This window comes from Streptomyces sp. NPDC058239, assembly GCF_042882185.1.
In the GTDB taxonomy this organism is placed as follows: domain Bacteria; phylum Actinomycetota; class Actinomycetes; order Streptomycetales; family Streptomycetaceae; genus Streptomyces.
The window spans coordinates 25,042-39,744 of sequence record NZ_JBHVWS010000045.1 but is presented as its reverse complement, the minus strand read 5'-3'; the positions used below and the strand labels follow the sequence as shown (position 1 = coordinate 39,744).

Here is a 14,703-nt window from a genome sequence, read left to right as displayed (position 1 = left end):
TGTACAGGGCGCTGTCCCCGCCGCCCCGATAGTTCTCCCTTTCAGCCGTCCCGCTGGGCCCCCACCAGTACGTCGCCCACCTCCGTCCGGAAGTACAGCACCGACCGGCCGGCCCTTCGGCGACCGGCCAGGCCGCTGTCCAGCAGGACCTTGAGATGGCGGCCCACCGACCCCAGCCCCTGGCCGGTCAGGGCCACCAGCTGGGTGGTGCTCTTCGGGCTGGAGAGGAGGACGAGGACCGACGCCCGCGCGGGGCCCAGCAGGCGGCCCAGGCTGTCGGGCACCCGCGCCCGCCCCGCATCGGCCAGGGCGCCCGAGCACGGGTAGACGACCGCGTACCGCTCGGCGTCGTCGTCCCAGGACACCCAGCCCGTGCGTTGGGTGACCGGCACGAACAGCAGCCGCACACCCGACAGTTGCTTCGGTGGATAGTCGTGCGCGTTGATCTGGAGCCGGCTCCCGCCGAGCCACCGCATTCCCGGGCGCAGGCCGCTCAGGGCGGCGGCCCAGCCGCCCTGGCTCAGTTGTCCGGTCCGCGCGACGATGTCCGCCTCGATGATCCGGCGACGGCGCGGCCAGTCGGGCAGCACGGTGTGCCGCCAGACCCAGTGCAGGATTTCGGCGGCGCGTTGAGCCAGGTCGTCGCGGTCCAGGAGCTCCGGGAGCGGACGGCCACCGAGTGACACCACCAGGTCTGCTCGGGCGCGCTCGGGCGTGGTCGCCCGTACGGGGGCCAGTTCCTCCTCGAAGGACGGTGTGCCCTCACCCGTCGGTGTGGGGGTGATGAAGTCCGCGTTCCAGCTGCCGCCGAGGGCTGCGGGTACGAGCCGGGCGGCGACCGGGTCGGCGGCCTGGCGTGCGCGGTGGGCCGGCAGATGGGCGTCGAGCCAGGCCCGTTCACCGGGGTGCTCGGCCCGCCCCCTTTCCAGGGAGTTCAGGGCGGAGATGGTCTCGGCGAGCGGCGAGACGACGAACCGGCTCCCCGCGAGCGTGTCCGTGTTGATCTGCCACAGGCCCACGACGTCATGCCTCCACGTTTCGCCTCCACGCGAAACAGTAACGGTCGCCGTGGGCCGCCACCGAGACTCCCCGTATGCGCACCTACCGGGAACTCTTCCGAACGCCGCAGTTCGGACCGCTCTTCGCAACCAGTGCCGTGCAGGTCGCCGGGTCGACGATGAGCGGGCTGGCCCTCGGCACCCTCGTCTATGCCGCGACCGACTCGCCGCTGCTCGCCGCCCTGTCCATGTTCGGCTCCTCGCTCGCCCAGGTGATCGGGGCGGCCGTGCTGATGTCGGCGGCGGACCGGCTGCCGCCACGGGCCGCGATGACCGCAATGGCGCTCGTCTTCGGGCTGGCCACCGCCGTACTCGCCGTCCCCGGGCTTCCACTGCCGGCCGTCTTCGCGATCATCCTGACCGAGGGGGTGGTCGCCGCGGTGGGCGGCGGTGTGCGGTACGGACTGCTCAATGAGGTCCTGCCCAAGGACGGCTACCTGCTGGGGCGTTCCGTACTCAACATGTGCGTCGGCCTGATGCAGATCGGCGGGTTCGCGCTCGGCGGCCTTCTGGTGACGATGCTGTCCGCGCGCGGCGCGCTGCTCGTCGCCGCCGCCCTGTATCTGATCGGTGCGGCCGTGGCCCGGTTCGGGCTGGCCCGCCGTCCGCCGCGCGCCGCCGGGCGGCCGTCGGTCGCCGAGACCTGGCGGACCAACGCCGTTCTGTGGTCCTCGGGTCCGCGCCGCCGGGTCTATCTCGCGCTCTGGGTGCCGAACGGGCTGATCGTCGGCTGCGAGTCGCTGTTCGTCCCGTACGCCCCCGAGCACGCGGGGCTCCTCTTCGCCTTCGCCGCGCTGGGGATGCTCATCGGGGACACCGTGGCGGGCCGGTTCATCGCACAGCGTTGGCGGGGACGGCTGGCCATGCCGATGCAGTTGCTCCTGGCCGCCCCGTATCTGCTCTTCGCCGTGCGTCCGGCGCTGCCCCTGGCGTTCGCTCTGGCCGCGCTCGCCTCGGTCGGTTTCTCGGCGAGTCTGCTGCTCCAGGAGCGCCTGATGGCCCTGACCCCGAACGAGATCACCGGTCAGGCACTCGGTCTGCACTCCTCCGGCATGCTCACCATGCAGGGCGTCGCGGCGGCGCTCGCCGGTGCCATCGCCCAGCGGACCTCACCGGGGACTGCGATGACCGTGATGGCGGCGGCCTCCCTCGCGGTCACCCTGGCCCTGGCCGCGGCCGGACGCCGGGCTGCGCGAGCGGCGGACAACCTGGAGCCCCATGGGACTTCGGAAGCGGTGGACGTCACGGGTTCTGCTGGTCGACGAGCGTGACCGGCTCCTGCCGCTGTGCGGCAGGGGCCCGAGTGAGGACTTCAGTCACGCCCTCAGCCGACGGCGTTCGGAGCTAACTCGGGTGCCCTGTCGGACCATCGCTCGGTAGTTTTGGCCCTGTCTTGGCGGAGCATCCGCGCTCCTGACCGGTCTCGGTAAACCCCGAATGGGCAAAGGAAAGCATGTTAAATACGTATCGCGCTGTGCAGTTCACGGAATACGGCGGCCCCGAGGTACTGCGCGTTGTGGACCGCGAGGTGCCGCGCCCGGGTCCCTGGGAGGTGCTGGTGGAGGTCCGGGCCGCAGGGGTGAACCCGCTGGACTGGCAGCTGCGCAGCGGGGCCGTCGCGACGATGATGCCGGTGGAGTTTCCCGCGGTGCCCGGGGGCGACGTCGCCGGTGTCGTACGGGACATCGGCGAAGGCGTGAGCAATTTCGTGGCGGGTGACGAGGTCTTCGGCTCGATCGGCTTCGGCAGCTACGCCGAGTTCGTACTGGCCCCCGCGGCGCAGATTGCGCGAAAGCCCGGAAACGTGCCCTGGGAGATCGCGGCCGGACTGCCGGTGGCCGCCAACACGGCATACCAGGCACTCTGCGACCTCGATGTGAAGGCCGGGGAGACTCTGGTCGTGGACGGGGCCGCCGGCGGTGTCGGGTCCGTAACTGTGCAGATCGCCAGGCATCTCGGCGCCACCGTGATCGGTACGGCGAGCGAGCGCAACCACGCCTATCTGCGCTCGCTCGGCGCTGAGCCGGTGCTCTACGGGGAGGGGCTCGCCGGTCGGATCCGCACCATCGCGCCGAACGGCGCGGACGCGGCGTTCGATACCGCGGGAAAGGGCTCGTTGCCGGATCTCGTCGATGTGACCGGCGGGCCGGAACGCGTGGTCACGATCGCCGACCACCGGGCGGCGGAACACGGCGTGCGCTTTGTCTTCGCCGACGCCGGTGCGATCCGTGAGCGTCTTGAGCGGGCGGCCGCGCTGGCCGCGAACGACGAACTCACCCTGTCGGTGGCTCGCACGTACACGCTGTCCGAGGCGGCCGACGCCCACCGGGAGAGCGAAGGCGGCCACGTACGCGGCAAGCTCGTCATCGTTCCGGGCTGACGCCGGTATGCCGGGTGCGCCCGGTACGCCCGTCCCTGCCCCGGTTACGGCGAAAAAGTCAGTGGGGCGTGAACGCGTACTTCAGCAGCGGCAGCACGCGCCCCGGGACCGAGCCCGAAGGGGTCGCCCCGATCCGTACCGCGCCCATCGCCAGGTAGAACGGCTCCGCGTTCGGGTCGGCGTCGATGGTGAGGCGTACGAAACCGAGGCGGCGGGCCTCCGTGGTCGTGTGCTCGAACAGGAGCCGTCCGATGCCCCGACCGATCGCGTCCGGGGCGACGAACATCATGCCGAGGGCGCCCTCGGGCGGAGTGCCGTCCAGGGTGGTGAAGCCCAGGACGCGGCCGCCCTCCTCGGCGACCGCGGTGCGGCGGCGGTCGATGTCGGCCGGGTGCATGGTGAGTTCGTCACGGCAGGCGGCGAGGAACGCCTCGTCGTAGCCCCAGTGGGCCTTCGATGCCAGGGCCAGCTCGGTCAGTGCCGCGGCCTCGGACCGCCGTGCCGGTCGTACGTTCATGTCCGCCCGAATCCCTTCCCTCAGCCCCCTCGGCAGCTCGCCGCACCCGAGACTGTCAGACCGCTCCTAGCCAGTGTGCATGAGTGAGTCCTGGACCCACTGCTGCGTTCTGGGCGCATCCCGAACGGTGTTGGATGCGCTGGGTTCCCGCTTTCTCGTCCCGTTCGGCGGCACGTCTCCGGGGGCGTGGTCCGTTGCGGGTGGGCGGGTTCCCTCACGCCCCCGGTTGCCTGGCCTGGCCTGGGCGGTCCGATGCCCCGCACGATCACTCCGGTCGTGTGGGGGCGGTGCCGTCCGACGCCGGACCGGGTGTCCGAGGGCGCGTCGTCCGATCGCGATGCCGGCGGCATCGTGACGGGACATTCTGCGGTGCGGGGTGGCCAGCGGTTTCTGCCAGTGCTGGGCACCCCACATCGAGGTGTAGGCGGGGTCGACCGCGACAATGCTCAGGCCCTGTTCGGCGGCCATGGAGACCAGCCGGGCCTTGAGTTTGCCGGTCGGGATGCCGGAGATGAGCTGCCGGAACCGCTTCTTGCGGCCGTGCTTCTCGCGGGTCTTCTCGGCGGTGAAGTCGAGGTCTTCGATGCCGATCGCGGCGACACCGGCCTGCTTGGCCCAGTTGATCAGCCGGGTCAGGGCGTGGCGGATCTGTGCGTCGCGGTGACCGGCCGAACCGGACAGGTCGTAGCCGAAGCGGTGCGGGTCGCCGACCGGGTTGCCATGCCGGTCGAGGTGGTAGCCGGCGAAGTGGTCGGCGTTGGTGTCGACGCCGATCATGCCCCGGGCTTGGGCCGTCTCCAGCGGGATGGTCTGCACGACGGGGCGTTGCCAGGACGCGGTCAGGTACCAGCGGCCACGGCCGGTGTCGAGGTGGATGCGGTAGGCGACGGCCCGGTTGGCGGTGATGCGGTCGGCCCACTCCTGACCCCGGTGCGCAAACGCCACGGTGGAGGTGAGTGTCTACCGGCCGTGCTTGGCGTTGGCCAGGTGCGCGAGCGGGGCGGGCAGCTTGATGGACACTTCACCGTCCGAGGTGACGCGGATCGTCTCGTTCCCGAACCGCTTCCCCGACTCACCATCCGCGGCGATGAACCAGCGTTCAGCTTCCCAGCGTTCTCGCCACTGCTCTTCGGTGAGCTGGGCCTGGGTGAGCTGGGCCTGGGTGAGGTGGTGGCGGGTGTTGAGGAGGCGTTTGCCGCCCCGCACGACCCGGACGCGTCCCGCCTGCCGGTCACGGACCGCGGCATCGTGCCGGGCTTCCAGCGCCGCGAGGCGGCGGGACTTGTGGAACCACTCGTCCTTGGAGCGGTAGCCACCGGCCGCCCGCTTCGTTCCCGACGCGCCGATCGGGAGGGACAGGCGGTGCCGCAGCGTCCCGATCCCGGCCTCCAGATTCCGGATGTGCGCCGCCTGACAACGGCGCGCCAGCGCCCACTGATCGTGCGTGGCCTTGGTGATCGCACCGGCGATCCGCGACGATGACTGTGCGGTCAGGTCCCGCTTGCGCGACGCCCAGGTGTCCGCGCTGTGCTCCAGACCATCCGCACAACGGGTCCTGAGATCACGGGAAGCCAGACGGCCCTGGTGCTCACCGACCGCACGCAGGACTATCTCGTCCTGGGGGGTGAGGTGCTTGAGACGGTCCCGGACCGCCACCCCGCACGGCCCGGGCACCACGAACGGTGCCGCCAACTCCCGCACACCACCCACCACAACACCCCCTCCCACGAGACCGGACAACCACTACCCAGCCCAACGAGCACCAGCCGCCAAGGTCACCCATTCGACCCCAGAACTTCCGTTCCCACTCGGTGAACCCGCCGACAGGACTCACTCCCGCTCACTACAACGCACTTCAGCTCAGCAAACCGACAGCAGCTCACAACCCCTCCGGCATGCTGCACGCATGGACACCACGGACTTCTGGAATCTGATCGACGACGCCCGCGCACAGGTCACCGACCCCGAGGATGCGGAGGTCGTCGTCGAGCGGGCCTCCGCGCTGCTCGCCGCCCGGCCCCGGGACGAGATCGTCGCCGCGCAGCAGCTTCTCTGGGACCTGATGGCCGCTTCCTACCGGGCTCCGCTCTGGGCGGCGGCGTACACGATCAACGGGGGCTGTTCCGACGACGGCTTCGACTACTTCCGGGGCTGGCTGATAGCGCAGGGGCGTGAGGTGTTCGAGCGGGTCGTCGCCGATCCGGACACGCTGGCCGAGCTGCCGGTGATCAGGGCCGCGGCGCCCGAGGGCCTGGAGATGGAGTGCGAGCGGATGCTCGGGATCGCCTGGGACGCGCATCGGGCGGCGACGGGTGAGAAGCTGCCCGACCACTCGTTCACGATCGACTATCCCGGCCTGGACCCGGAGTGGGACTTCGACTTCGACGACGCGGAGCGGGTCGCGCTGCGGCTGCCGGAACTGGACGCGCTGTACACGTGAGGTGCGGGGTCCGGACGGCGGCCGGACCCCGCACCGCACCATGTGCGATCAGTCGAAAATGGGGCCCTGGGTCCGGGTCCGCTTGATCTCGTAGAAGCCGGGGATCGACGCCACCAGCAGCGTGCCGTCCCACAGCTTCGCCGCCTCCTCGCCCTTCGGGGCGGGGGTGACGACCGGGCCGAAGAAGGCGATCTGCTCACCGTCCGAGCCCGGGACGGCGATGACCGGGGTGCCGACGTCCTGGCCGACCTTGTCGATGCCCTCCTTGTGGGAGGCGCGCAGCTCGGCGTCGTACACGTCCGAGTCCGCGAAGTCCGCCAGCTCGACCGGCAGGCCGATGTCCTGGAGCGCGCCCACGATCGCCTCGCGGGTGGGGCCCTCGCCCTGGTTGTGGAAGCGGGTGCCGAGCGCGGTGTAGAGCGGGCCGACGATCTCGTCGCCGTGCTTCTGCTGGGCGGCGACGACGACGCGTACCGGGCCCCAGGCCTTGTTCTCCAGGAGGTCGCGGTACTCCTCCGGCAGCTCGTCGAGCTTGTCCTCGTTGAGAACGGCGAGGCTCATCACATGCCAGCGGACCTCGACGTCGCGGACCTTCTCCACCTCCAGCATCCAGCGGGAGGTCATCCAGGCCCAGGGGCAGAGCGGGTCGAACCAGAAGTCGGCAGGGGTCTTGCCGGTCGCCGTGCTGTTGTCAGACATGTCTCTCCTCGTAAGGGCATTCGCACCTGTGCGCGAGAACGCCTCAGGACGCACCGGCCATTCCCGTATGCCGGGCCGAGTAGTGACATGGGAGGATCAAACTATTCGAACGTGACACAAAGGAGTGTGCCGTGCCCGGTGAGAACCTGTCCCGCGACGAGGCCCGTGTGCGGGCCGAGCTGCTGACCGTCGACGGCTACGAGGTCGCTCTCGATCTGCGTTCCGCCGTCGGTGGGCCCGACGGGGACGGCGACGGGGCCTCCTCCGGTCCGCGGACCTTCCGCTCGGTGACCACGATCCGGTTCCGCACCGCGCGGGCGGGGGCGTCGACCTTCGCGGATCTGGTGGCGCCGAGCGTGAACACTGTGACGCTGAACGGGCAGCCGCTCGACCCCGCCGTCGTCTTCGACGGAACGCGGGTGGCGCTGGAGGAGCTGCCGGAGGGCGACAACGTCCTGGTGGTCGACGCGCAGTGCGCGTACAGCCGGACCGGCGAGGGGATGCACCGGTTCGTCGACCCGGAGGACGGCGAGGTCTACCTCTACACGCAGTACGAGCCGGCCGACTCGCGGCGGGTCTTCGCGAACTTCGAGCAGCCCGACCTGAAGGCCCCCTTCCGCTTCGAGGTGACGGCGCCCGAGGGCTGGACGGTCTGGAGCAACGGCGCCGAGGAGTCGCGGGACGGCGAAGTGCGGCGGTTCGCCGAGACGAAGCCGATCTCGACGTACATCACGGCGATCGTGGCCGGTCCGTACCACTACGTCACCGACTCCTACACCCGCACGTTCGACGACGGCACGGAGCTGGAGATCCCGCTCGGCGCGATGTGCCGCAAGGGCCTCGCCCGGCACTTCGACGCGGACGACGTCTTCCTCGTCACCAAGCAGGGCCTGGACTTCTTCCACGACAACTTCGACTACCCGTACCCGTTCGGGAAGTACGACCAGGCGTTCGTGCCCGAGTACAACCTCGGCGCGATGGAGAACCCGGGCTGTGTCACGTTCCGCGAGGAGTACATCTTCCGCGGCAAGGTGACCCAGGCGTCGTACGAGAGCCGGGCCAACGTCATCCTGCACGAGATGGCGCACATGTGGTTCGGCGACCTCGTCACCATGCAGTGGTGGGACGACCTGTGGCTGAAGGAGTCGTTCGCCGACTTCATGGGCGTCTTCGCCATGGTCGAGTCGACCCGCTTCGAGGACGGCTGGATCACCTTCGCCAACAACCGCAAGTCCTGGGCGTACCGCGCCGACCAGCTGCCGTCCACGCACCCGATCACGGCCGACATCCGTGACCTGGAGGACGCCAAGCTCAACTTCGACGGCATCACCTACGCCAAGGGCGCCTCGGTGCTGAAGCAGCTGGTGGCGTACGTGGGGCGGGACGCGTTCCTGGAGGGCGCCCGGCGCTACTTCAAGAAGCACGCCTACGGCAATACTCAGCTGGGCGATCTGCTGTCCGTCCTGGCCGAGACGTCCGGTCGGGACATGACCGCCTGGTCCCGGTCGTGGCTGCAGACCGCGGGCGTCAACTCGCTGACCCCGGTGGCGACATACGACTCGGCGGACCGGATCACGGAGCTGGCGGTTCTCCAGGAGGCGGCCGCTTCCCACCCGGAGCTGCGGCCGCACCGGGTCGCGGTCGGCCTGTACCGGCGGGCCGCCGACGGCAACCTGATGCGGTACGCGCGCGCCGAGGTGGATGTGGCGGGGCCGCGCACGGTGGTCGGGGAGCTGGCGGGGGCCGAGCGGCCCGAGCTGATCCTGGTCAACGACGACGACCTCACGTACTGCAAGGTCCGCTTCGACGAGGCGTCCCTCGACACGTTGCGCGCGCACCTCGGTGACATCACCGACCCGCTGGCGCGGGCGCTGTGCTGGTCCGCGTTGTGGAACCTGACGCGGGACGGGCTGATGCCGGCCCGCGACTTCCTCTCGCTCGTGCTGGCCTTCTCCGGCCGGGAGTCCGACATCGGCGTCCTGCAGATGCTGCACGCCTGGACCCGGACCGCGCTCGTCCACTACGCCGCCCCCGAGTGGCGTGAGGAGGGCGGCCGGGCGCTGGCCGAGGGTGCGCTGCGGGAGCTTCGGATCGCCGAGCCGGGCAGCGAGCACCAGCTGGCGTGGGCGCGGTTCTTCGCGGCGGTCGCCGACTCGGACGCGGACTTCCAGCTGCTGTCCGGGCTGCTCGACGGTTCGGCCCGGATCGACGGGCTGGACGTCGACCAGGAGTTGCGGTGGGTGTTCCTGTCCCCGCTGGCCGCGCACGGGGTCGCCGACGAGGCGGTGATCAACGCGGAACTGGCGCGGGACAACACGGCGTCCGGCAAGCGGCACCAGGTGCGGTGCCTGGCCTCCCGGCCGTCCGGGGCGGTCAAGGCGCAGGCGTGGGCGGCGGTGGTGGAGTCGGACGCGCTGTCCAACGCGCTGGTGGAGGCGACGATCGCGGGGTTCGAGCAGCCGTCGCAGCGGGAGTTGCTGGCGCCGTACACGGCTCGGTACTTCGAGGCGATCGAGCGGGTGTGGGCCGAGCGGTCGATCCAGATCGGGATGGCTGTGGTGAGGGGTCTGTTCCCGGCCCTGCAGGACGACCCGTCGACGCTGGCGGCTACGGATGCGTGGCTGACCGCGCATGCGGATGCGGCGCCGGCGCTGCGGAGGCTGGTACTGGAGGCTCGGGACGATCTGGCACGGGCGTTGCGGGCGCAGGGGTGCGACGCGGGGGCGGCGGCCGGGGTCTGACGGGTGTGCCTGGGCCGGGTGCTCCGGCGCTGTCCTCGATCTCCCCCATGGCCCACAGGGCATGGAGGACCCTCTCGACGGGCTTGATTTTCCGGCCCGTCGAGGGGGTGGGGGCTGTGGAGGGTGCCGTGCCCGGCGGCCCGCCAGCGGTTCCGTCCTCGAACGCCGGACGGGCTGAAAGTGGCCAGGTCGACCCTTTTCGGTCGTCGAACGCGTGTACTTTAGGACGGCGTTGTCCTGAATTGTCAACGGGCGTGTAACAGGGGTTAGCGCCCCGACCGCGTGCGGGATACCCCGGAACATGACCCAGAACACCCCACTCTCTCCCTGCCGCCTCCGCATCACCGGCGACGTCCGTCAACGCGTGCTGTCCGCAGCGCAGTTGAGAGCAAACGGCGTCTCCGCCGCGGAGGCTGCCGCGCGCTGCAGGACCGGTGGGCCGTGGCAGCAGCCGCTGCCCGGTGTGTACGTCCTGCACCCGGGACCGCCCACCGGCGAGGAACGGCTGCGTGCCGCCCTGCTGTACGCGGGCCGGCCGGCGGCCTCCGGCCGCCGGGGCGTACCCGCGCAGCCCGGGCCGGACACGGAGCCCGGGTACGGCGAGGCCATGGTCACCGGGCTTGCCGCGCTCACCCTGTACGGCTTCGCGGCCACGCCGCCGCCCGCGTCGTCGGACCGGATCGATGTACTGGTGCCGCGCATCCGGCGACTGCGCTCGGTCCGGTACGTACATCTGGTGCGGGCCTCCGAGCCGCCCCGCCCCGAGCAGGTGCACGGCTTGCCCGTGGCCCCGGTGGAGCGGGCACTTGCCGACGCGGTCGCCGGGCTCGGAGACACCTCGGCCGTACACCGTCTGCTCACCGAGGCGGTCCGCGACGGACACTGCGAGCCGGCCGCCGTCGTACGCGAGTTGAACCGGGCCGGACTGCTGGGCCGCCCCCATGTGGTGAACGCCGTCGACTCGTTGCTCGCCGAGGGCCGGGCGCTGGCGGAGGGCCGGCTGTACAACATGGTGCGGACGTACGGCCTGCCGGAGCCGCTCTGGAACGTGGACCTGCGGCTGCCCGGCGGCCCGCATCTGGGCGGGGTGGACGCCTACTGGCCCGAGGAGGCGGTCGCCGTGGTGCTCGACACCAGGGCGCCCCGGCACAGCAGGCTCGACGACGGCCGGCGCCGGGAGGATCACGACGCACAATGGTCCGCGTACGCCGCCAAGCGGGAGCATCTGGAGCGGCTCGGCGTCACCGTCGTCCATCTTTCACCGAAGAAGCTCCGCGACGCCCGGGAGCAGCAGGCGGTCGTGGTGCGCACGGCGCTGATGGCGGCGTCCGACCGTGAACCGGCCGCGTATGTGATGATCCTGCCTCGTTGAGGACGGGCCACAGAGGCCACTTATTCACCATTTCGTCCCTGATGGCACATCAGCCCCGCTGGCGGAATTCCGCCATGTCCTGATCTCGCCCACCTCAACCCTCCACAAACCCCTGTCATTTACGAAAGGGTGAGCGGTCATCCGGTACCGAATTCCGGACTCTCTCTTTCACTTCAGGGATGCTGATGACCTCCGAGTCCCCCAGTTCCATACCCGGGGCGAGACGCGTGGCCCGAGTCGCGGCTGCCGCCGGCCTGGTGGCCGCGCTGGCCGCCACCGGCGCCGCCCCGGTCTTCGCCGCCGATGATCCTGCCCCCGCTCCCGTCAAGTCCGCCGCCAACGGCGCCACGGCCGACAAGCTCGGCACAGCCGATGCCGATGTTCTGGCCAAGGCCAAGGCCAAGGGCGAGAAGAACGTCACGATGATGGTCGCCACCGCTCCCGGTGCGACCGAGCAGGTCACCGAGCAACTGGACGCCGTCAAGGGGTCCGTGCTGGGACGTGCGTACGACAAGCTCGGCTACGTACGGGCCACCGTGCCCACCGCGTCCGCCGAGGCGACCATCAAGGCGGCCTCCAAGCTGTCGTCCGTCCACGGCATCGATCTCAAGCAGGAGATCAAGCTGGACGACCCGACGCCCACGGCCGACCGGGCCGCCGGGGCTACGACGAAGTCCACGGGCACCTACCCGGCGCCCGGCAAGAAGACGCCGGCGAAGAACCCGTACAACCCGTCCTTCGAGACGGGCGCGGTCGACTTCGTCAAGCAGCACCCGAAGGCCGACGGCCGGGGCGTGACCATCGGCATCCTGGACTCGGGGGTCGACCTCGGTCACCCGGCGCTCCAGAAGACCACCACCGGCGAGCGCAAGATCGTCGACTGGGTGACGGCCACCGACCCGGTCAGCGACAGCGACGGCACCTGGCTGCGGATGACGGCCTCGGTGACCGGCCCGACCTTCACCATCGGCGGCCGCACCTACTCGGCACCGGCCGGCTCGTACAAGATCCAGCTCTTCTCCGAGGCCGCCACCAAGGGTGGCGACATGGCCGGAGACCTGAACCGCGACGGTGACACCACCGACGTCTGGGCCGTGCTCTACGACCCGGTCACCGGCACCACCCGCGTCGACCTGGACAACGACGCGAACTTCTCGAACGACGCCGTCATGAAGCCGTACAAGGACGGCCACCAGGTCGGCTACTTCGGCACGGACAACCCGGCGACCGATGTCGTCGAGCGCATCCCGTTCGTCGTCGAGACCCGCAAGAACGTCGTGTACAACGCGGCCGGCGACAAGGCCGACTACGTCAGCATCGGCGTCATCGAGTCCGAGCACGGCACCCACGTCGCGGGCATCACCTCCGCGAACGGCCTGTTCGGCGGCAAGATGAACGGTGCCGCGCCCGGCGCGAAGATCGTCTCCTCGCGTGCCTGCACCTGGTCCGGCGGCTGCACCAACATCGCGCTCACCGAGGGCATGATCGACCTCGTCGTGAACCGCGGTGTCGATGTCGTCAACATGTCGATCGGTGGCCTGCCGCCGCTCAACGACGGCAACAACGCCCGCTCCGAGCTCTACAAGCGGCTCATCGACATCTACGGCGTCCAACTGGTCATCTCGGCCGGCAACGACGGCCCGGGTGTGAACACCATCGGTGACCCCGGCCTCGCCGACCATGTCATCTCCGTCGGCGCGTCCATCTCCAAGGAGACCTGGGCCGCCAACTACGGCTCGAACGTCACCAAGAAGTACGACATGCTGCCCTTCTCCTCGCGCGGTCCGCGTGAGGACGGCGGCTTCGCGCCGATCCTGACCGCGCCCGGCGCCTCCATCAACACCACCCAGACCTGGCTGCCCGGCGGCCCGGTCAAGGAGTCGGGCTACTCGCTTCCGGCCGGTTACTCCATGCTGCAGGGCACCTCGATGGCCTCGCCGCAGGCCGCCGGTGCGACCGCGCTGCTGCTGTCCGCCGCGAAGCAGAAGCACATCGAGCTGCCCCCGGCCGATCTGCGTACGACGCTGACCAGCACCGCCACCCACATCCAGGGTGTGCCCGCGCACGCCCAGGGCTCCGGTCTGATCAACATCGTCGGTGCCTGGAAGCAGATCGAGAAGCAGGGCGCCCCGGCGCACGAGTACTCGGTGAAGGCCCCGGTCGACACCGCGATCGACTTCGCGCTGAAGACCCCCGGCTTCGGTACCGGTCTGTACGACCGCGAGGGCGGCCTGAAGGCCGGCCAGAAGAAGTCGTACGACGTCACGATCACCCGCACCACGGGACCGGACAAGGCCGTCAAGCACCGGCTGTCGTGGAAGAACAACGACGGCACGTTCAAGCTGACCGGTCCGAGCACGGTCTCCCTGCCGCTCGGCGAGCCGGTCACCGTCAAGGTCCAGGCGAAGCCGGGCAGCGCGGGCGTGCACAGCGCGATCCTGCAGGTGGACGACAGCAAGACCGTCGGCGTGGACCAGCAGATCCTCTCCACGGTCGTCGTCTCCACGCCGCTCGTGAAGCCCTCCTACGCGTTCAAGGCGTCGGGCTCGGTGCAGCGCAACGGCACCACGTCGTACTTCGTGACCGTGCCGGAGGGCGCCAAGACCCTTGAGGTCGCGATGGGCGCGCTGCGCTCGGGCAGTCAGACCCGCTTCATCTCCATCCACCCGTACGGGGTGGCGGTCGAGGACAGCGGGACGCCGTTCTGCTACCCGAACTACGAGAACCCGGCCAACACCTGCCGCCCGGACGTGCGCTCCTACAAGGACCCGCAGCCCGGCGTCTGGGAGATCGAGGTCGAGGCACGGCGTACGTCGCCGCTGCTGGACAACCCGTACAAGCTGGACGTCTCGCTGCTCGGTGCGACCTTCGACCCGGCGGTGCAGACCATCGCCGAGGCCAAGGTCGGCACGCCGGCCGCGGTGAACTGGAAGGTCACCAACAACGCCGGTGACCTGGAGGGCACGCTCAAGGGCGGCTCGCTGGGCTCGGCCAAGGTCGCCACCCCGTCGATCAAGACGGGCGACGAGCAGGAGTACACGGTCACCATCGGTGAGGGCGTCGAGAAGCTGGACGTCGCCATCGGCGGTACGTCGGACGCCAACGCCGACATCGACCTGTACGTCTACCAGGGCAACACCGAGGTCGGCAGCTCCACCACGGCCGGGTCCGAGGAGTCGGTCAGTCTGGTGAAGCCCGCCGCCGGTACGTACACCGTCGTGATCGACGGCTACTCCGTACCGTCCGGCACGACCACGTACAACTACCGCGATGTGTACTACGCACCGTCGCTCGGCACGATCAAGGTCGACGAGTCGAAGGCCGTGAACCTGGCCAACGGCGCTTCGGCCCAGATCGGTGCCGAGGTCTCGGTCGCCGGGGCGGCCCCCGAGGGCCGGCAGTTCTTCGGCGAGGTCCACCTGGTGAACAGCCGCGGGACCGCGGCGGGCACCGGCAGCGTCGTGATCGAGAAGGTCACGCCGTAGCGGTGACCGCG

The 14,703-nt window shown here is 70.2% G+C and carries 9 protein-coding genes and 1 pseudogene; 6 read left to right on the top strand and 4 right to left on the bottom strand.

Features of this window, described 5'->3' with window-relative positions:
• Nucleotides 1-41: 41 nt before the first annotated feature.
• Nucleotides 42-1,019 carry an ArsR/SmtB family transcription factor gene (locus ACFVYE_RS34735; protein WP_383966578.1) on the bottom strand — a complete coding sequence of 326 codons (978 nt, stop codon included), beginning with the start codon at nucleotides 1,017-1,019 and terminating at the stop codon, nucleotides 42-44.
• A gap of 74 nt (nucleotides 1,020-1,093) precedes the next feature.
• Here ACFVYE_RS34735 and ACFVYE_RS34730 point away from each other — a divergent pair, with 74 nt between their 5' ends.
• Together ACFVYE_RS34730 and ACFVYE_RS34725 are read left to right on the top strand one after the other, a co-directional pair.
• Nucleotides 1,094-2,329: an MFS transporter gene (locus ACFVYE_RS34730; protein ID WP_383966580.1), complete on the top strand. Its 1,236-nt coding sequence runs from the start codon at nucleotides 1,094-1,096 to the stop codon at nucleotides 2,327-2,329.
• Between the two features lie 182 nt (nucleotides 2,330-2,511).
• Nucleotides 2,512-3,438 (top strand): NADP-dependent oxidoreductase, encoded by a 927-nt coding sequence (locus ACFVYE_RS34725; RefSeq protein WP_383966583.1) that lies wholly within the window; start codon nucleotides 2,512-2,514, stop codon nucleotides 3,436-3,438.
• A gap of 58 nt (nucleotides 3,439-3,496) precedes the next feature.
• Here ACFVYE_RS34725 and ACFVYE_RS34720 read toward each other — a convergent pair whose 3' ends face one another.
• Nucleotides 3,497-3,955 (bottom strand): GNAT family N-acetyltransferase, encoded by a 459-nt coding sequence (locus ACFVYE_RS34720; protein WP_383966586.1) that lies wholly within the window; start codon nucleotides 3,953-3,955, stop codon nucleotides 3,497-3,499.
• A 66-nt stretch (nucleotides 3,956-4,021) separates the two neighbouring features.
• A pseudogene (locus ACFVYE_RS34715) lies at nucleotides 4,022-5,665 on the bottom strand (IS200/IS605 family accessory protein TnpB-related protein).
• 196 nt (nucleotides 5,666-5,861) lie between these two features.
• Here ACFVYE_RS34715 and ACFVYE_RS34710 point away from each other — a divergent pair.
• Nucleotides 5,862-6,395, top strand: a complete 534-nt coding sequence (locus ACFVYE_RS34710) for a DUF4240 domain-containing protein (protein WP_383966589.1) — start codon at nucleotides 5,862-5,864, stop codon at nucleotides 6,393-6,395.
• Nucleotides 6,396-6,443: 48 nt separating this feature from the next.
• Here ACFVYE_RS34710 and ACFVYE_RS34705 read toward each other — a convergent pair whose 3' ends face one another.
• Nucleotides 6,444-7,094: a DsbA family protein gene (locus ACFVYE_RS34705; RefSeq protein ID WP_383976845.1), complete on the bottom strand. Its 651-nt coding sequence runs from the start codon at nucleotides 7,092-7,094 to the stop codon at nucleotides 6,444-6,446.
• A 131-nt stretch (nucleotides 7,095-7,225) separates the two neighbouring features.
• Between ACFVYE_RS34705 and pepN the strand changes: the two genes are divergently transcribed.
• From pepN to ACFVYE_RS34690, 3 genes are all read left to right on the top strand, one after another.
• On the top strand, nucleotides 7,226-9,835 hold the full coding sequence (gene pepN / locus ACFVYE_RS34700; RefSeq protein WP_389608130.1) for an aminopeptidase N: 2,610 nt from the start codon (nucleotides 7,226-7,228) through the stop codon (nucleotides 9,833-9,835).
• A 301-nt stretch (nucleotides 9,836-10,136) separates the two neighbouring features.
• Nucleotides 10,137-11,207: a hypothetical protein gene (locus ACFVYE_RS34695; protein ID WP_389608129.1), complete on the top strand. Its 1,071-nt coding sequence runs from the start codon at nucleotides 10,137-10,139 to the stop codon at nucleotides 11,205-11,207.
• A 179-nt stretch (nucleotides 11,208-11,386) separates the two neighbouring features.
• A complete protein-coding gene (locus tag ACFVYE_RS34690) occupies nucleotides 11,387-14,692 on the top strand; it encodes a S8 family serine peptidase (RefSeq protein WP_383976840.1) in 3,306 nt (1,101 codons plus the stop codon).
• Nucleotides 14,693-14,703 lie beyond the last annotated feature (11 nt).

Bases quoted from the DNA above. Each gene is read 5' to 3' on its own strand.
- ACFVYE_RS34730 (WP_383966580.1), top strand. From the start codon at position 1,094: ATGCGCACCTACCGGGAACTCTTCCGAACGCCGCAGTTCGGACCGCTC.
- ACFVYE_RS34725 (WP_383966583.1), top strand. From the start codon at position 2,512: ATGTTAAATACGTATCGCGCTGTGCAGTTCACGGAATACGGCGGCCCC.
- ACFVYE_RS34720 (WP_383966586.1), bottom strand. From the start codon at position 3,955: ATGAACGTACGACCGGCACGGCGGTCCGAGGCCGCGGCACTGACCGAG.
- ACFVYE_RS34710 (WP_383966589.1), top strand. From the start codon at position 5,862: ATGGACACCACGGACTTCTGGAATCTGATCGACGACGCCCGCGCACAG.
- ACFVYE_RS34705 (WP_383976845.1), bottom strand. From the start codon at position 7,094: ATGTCTGACAACAGCACGGCGACCGGCAAGACCCCTGCCGACTTCTGG.
- ACFVYE_RS34695 (WP_389608129.1), top strand. From the start codon at position 10,137: ATGACCCAGAACACCCCACTCTCTCCCTGCCGCCTCCGCATCACCGGC.
- ACFVYE_RS34690 (WP_383976840.1), top strand. From the start codon at position 11,387: ATGCTGATGACCTCCGAGTCCCCCAGTTCCATACCCGGGGCGAGACGC.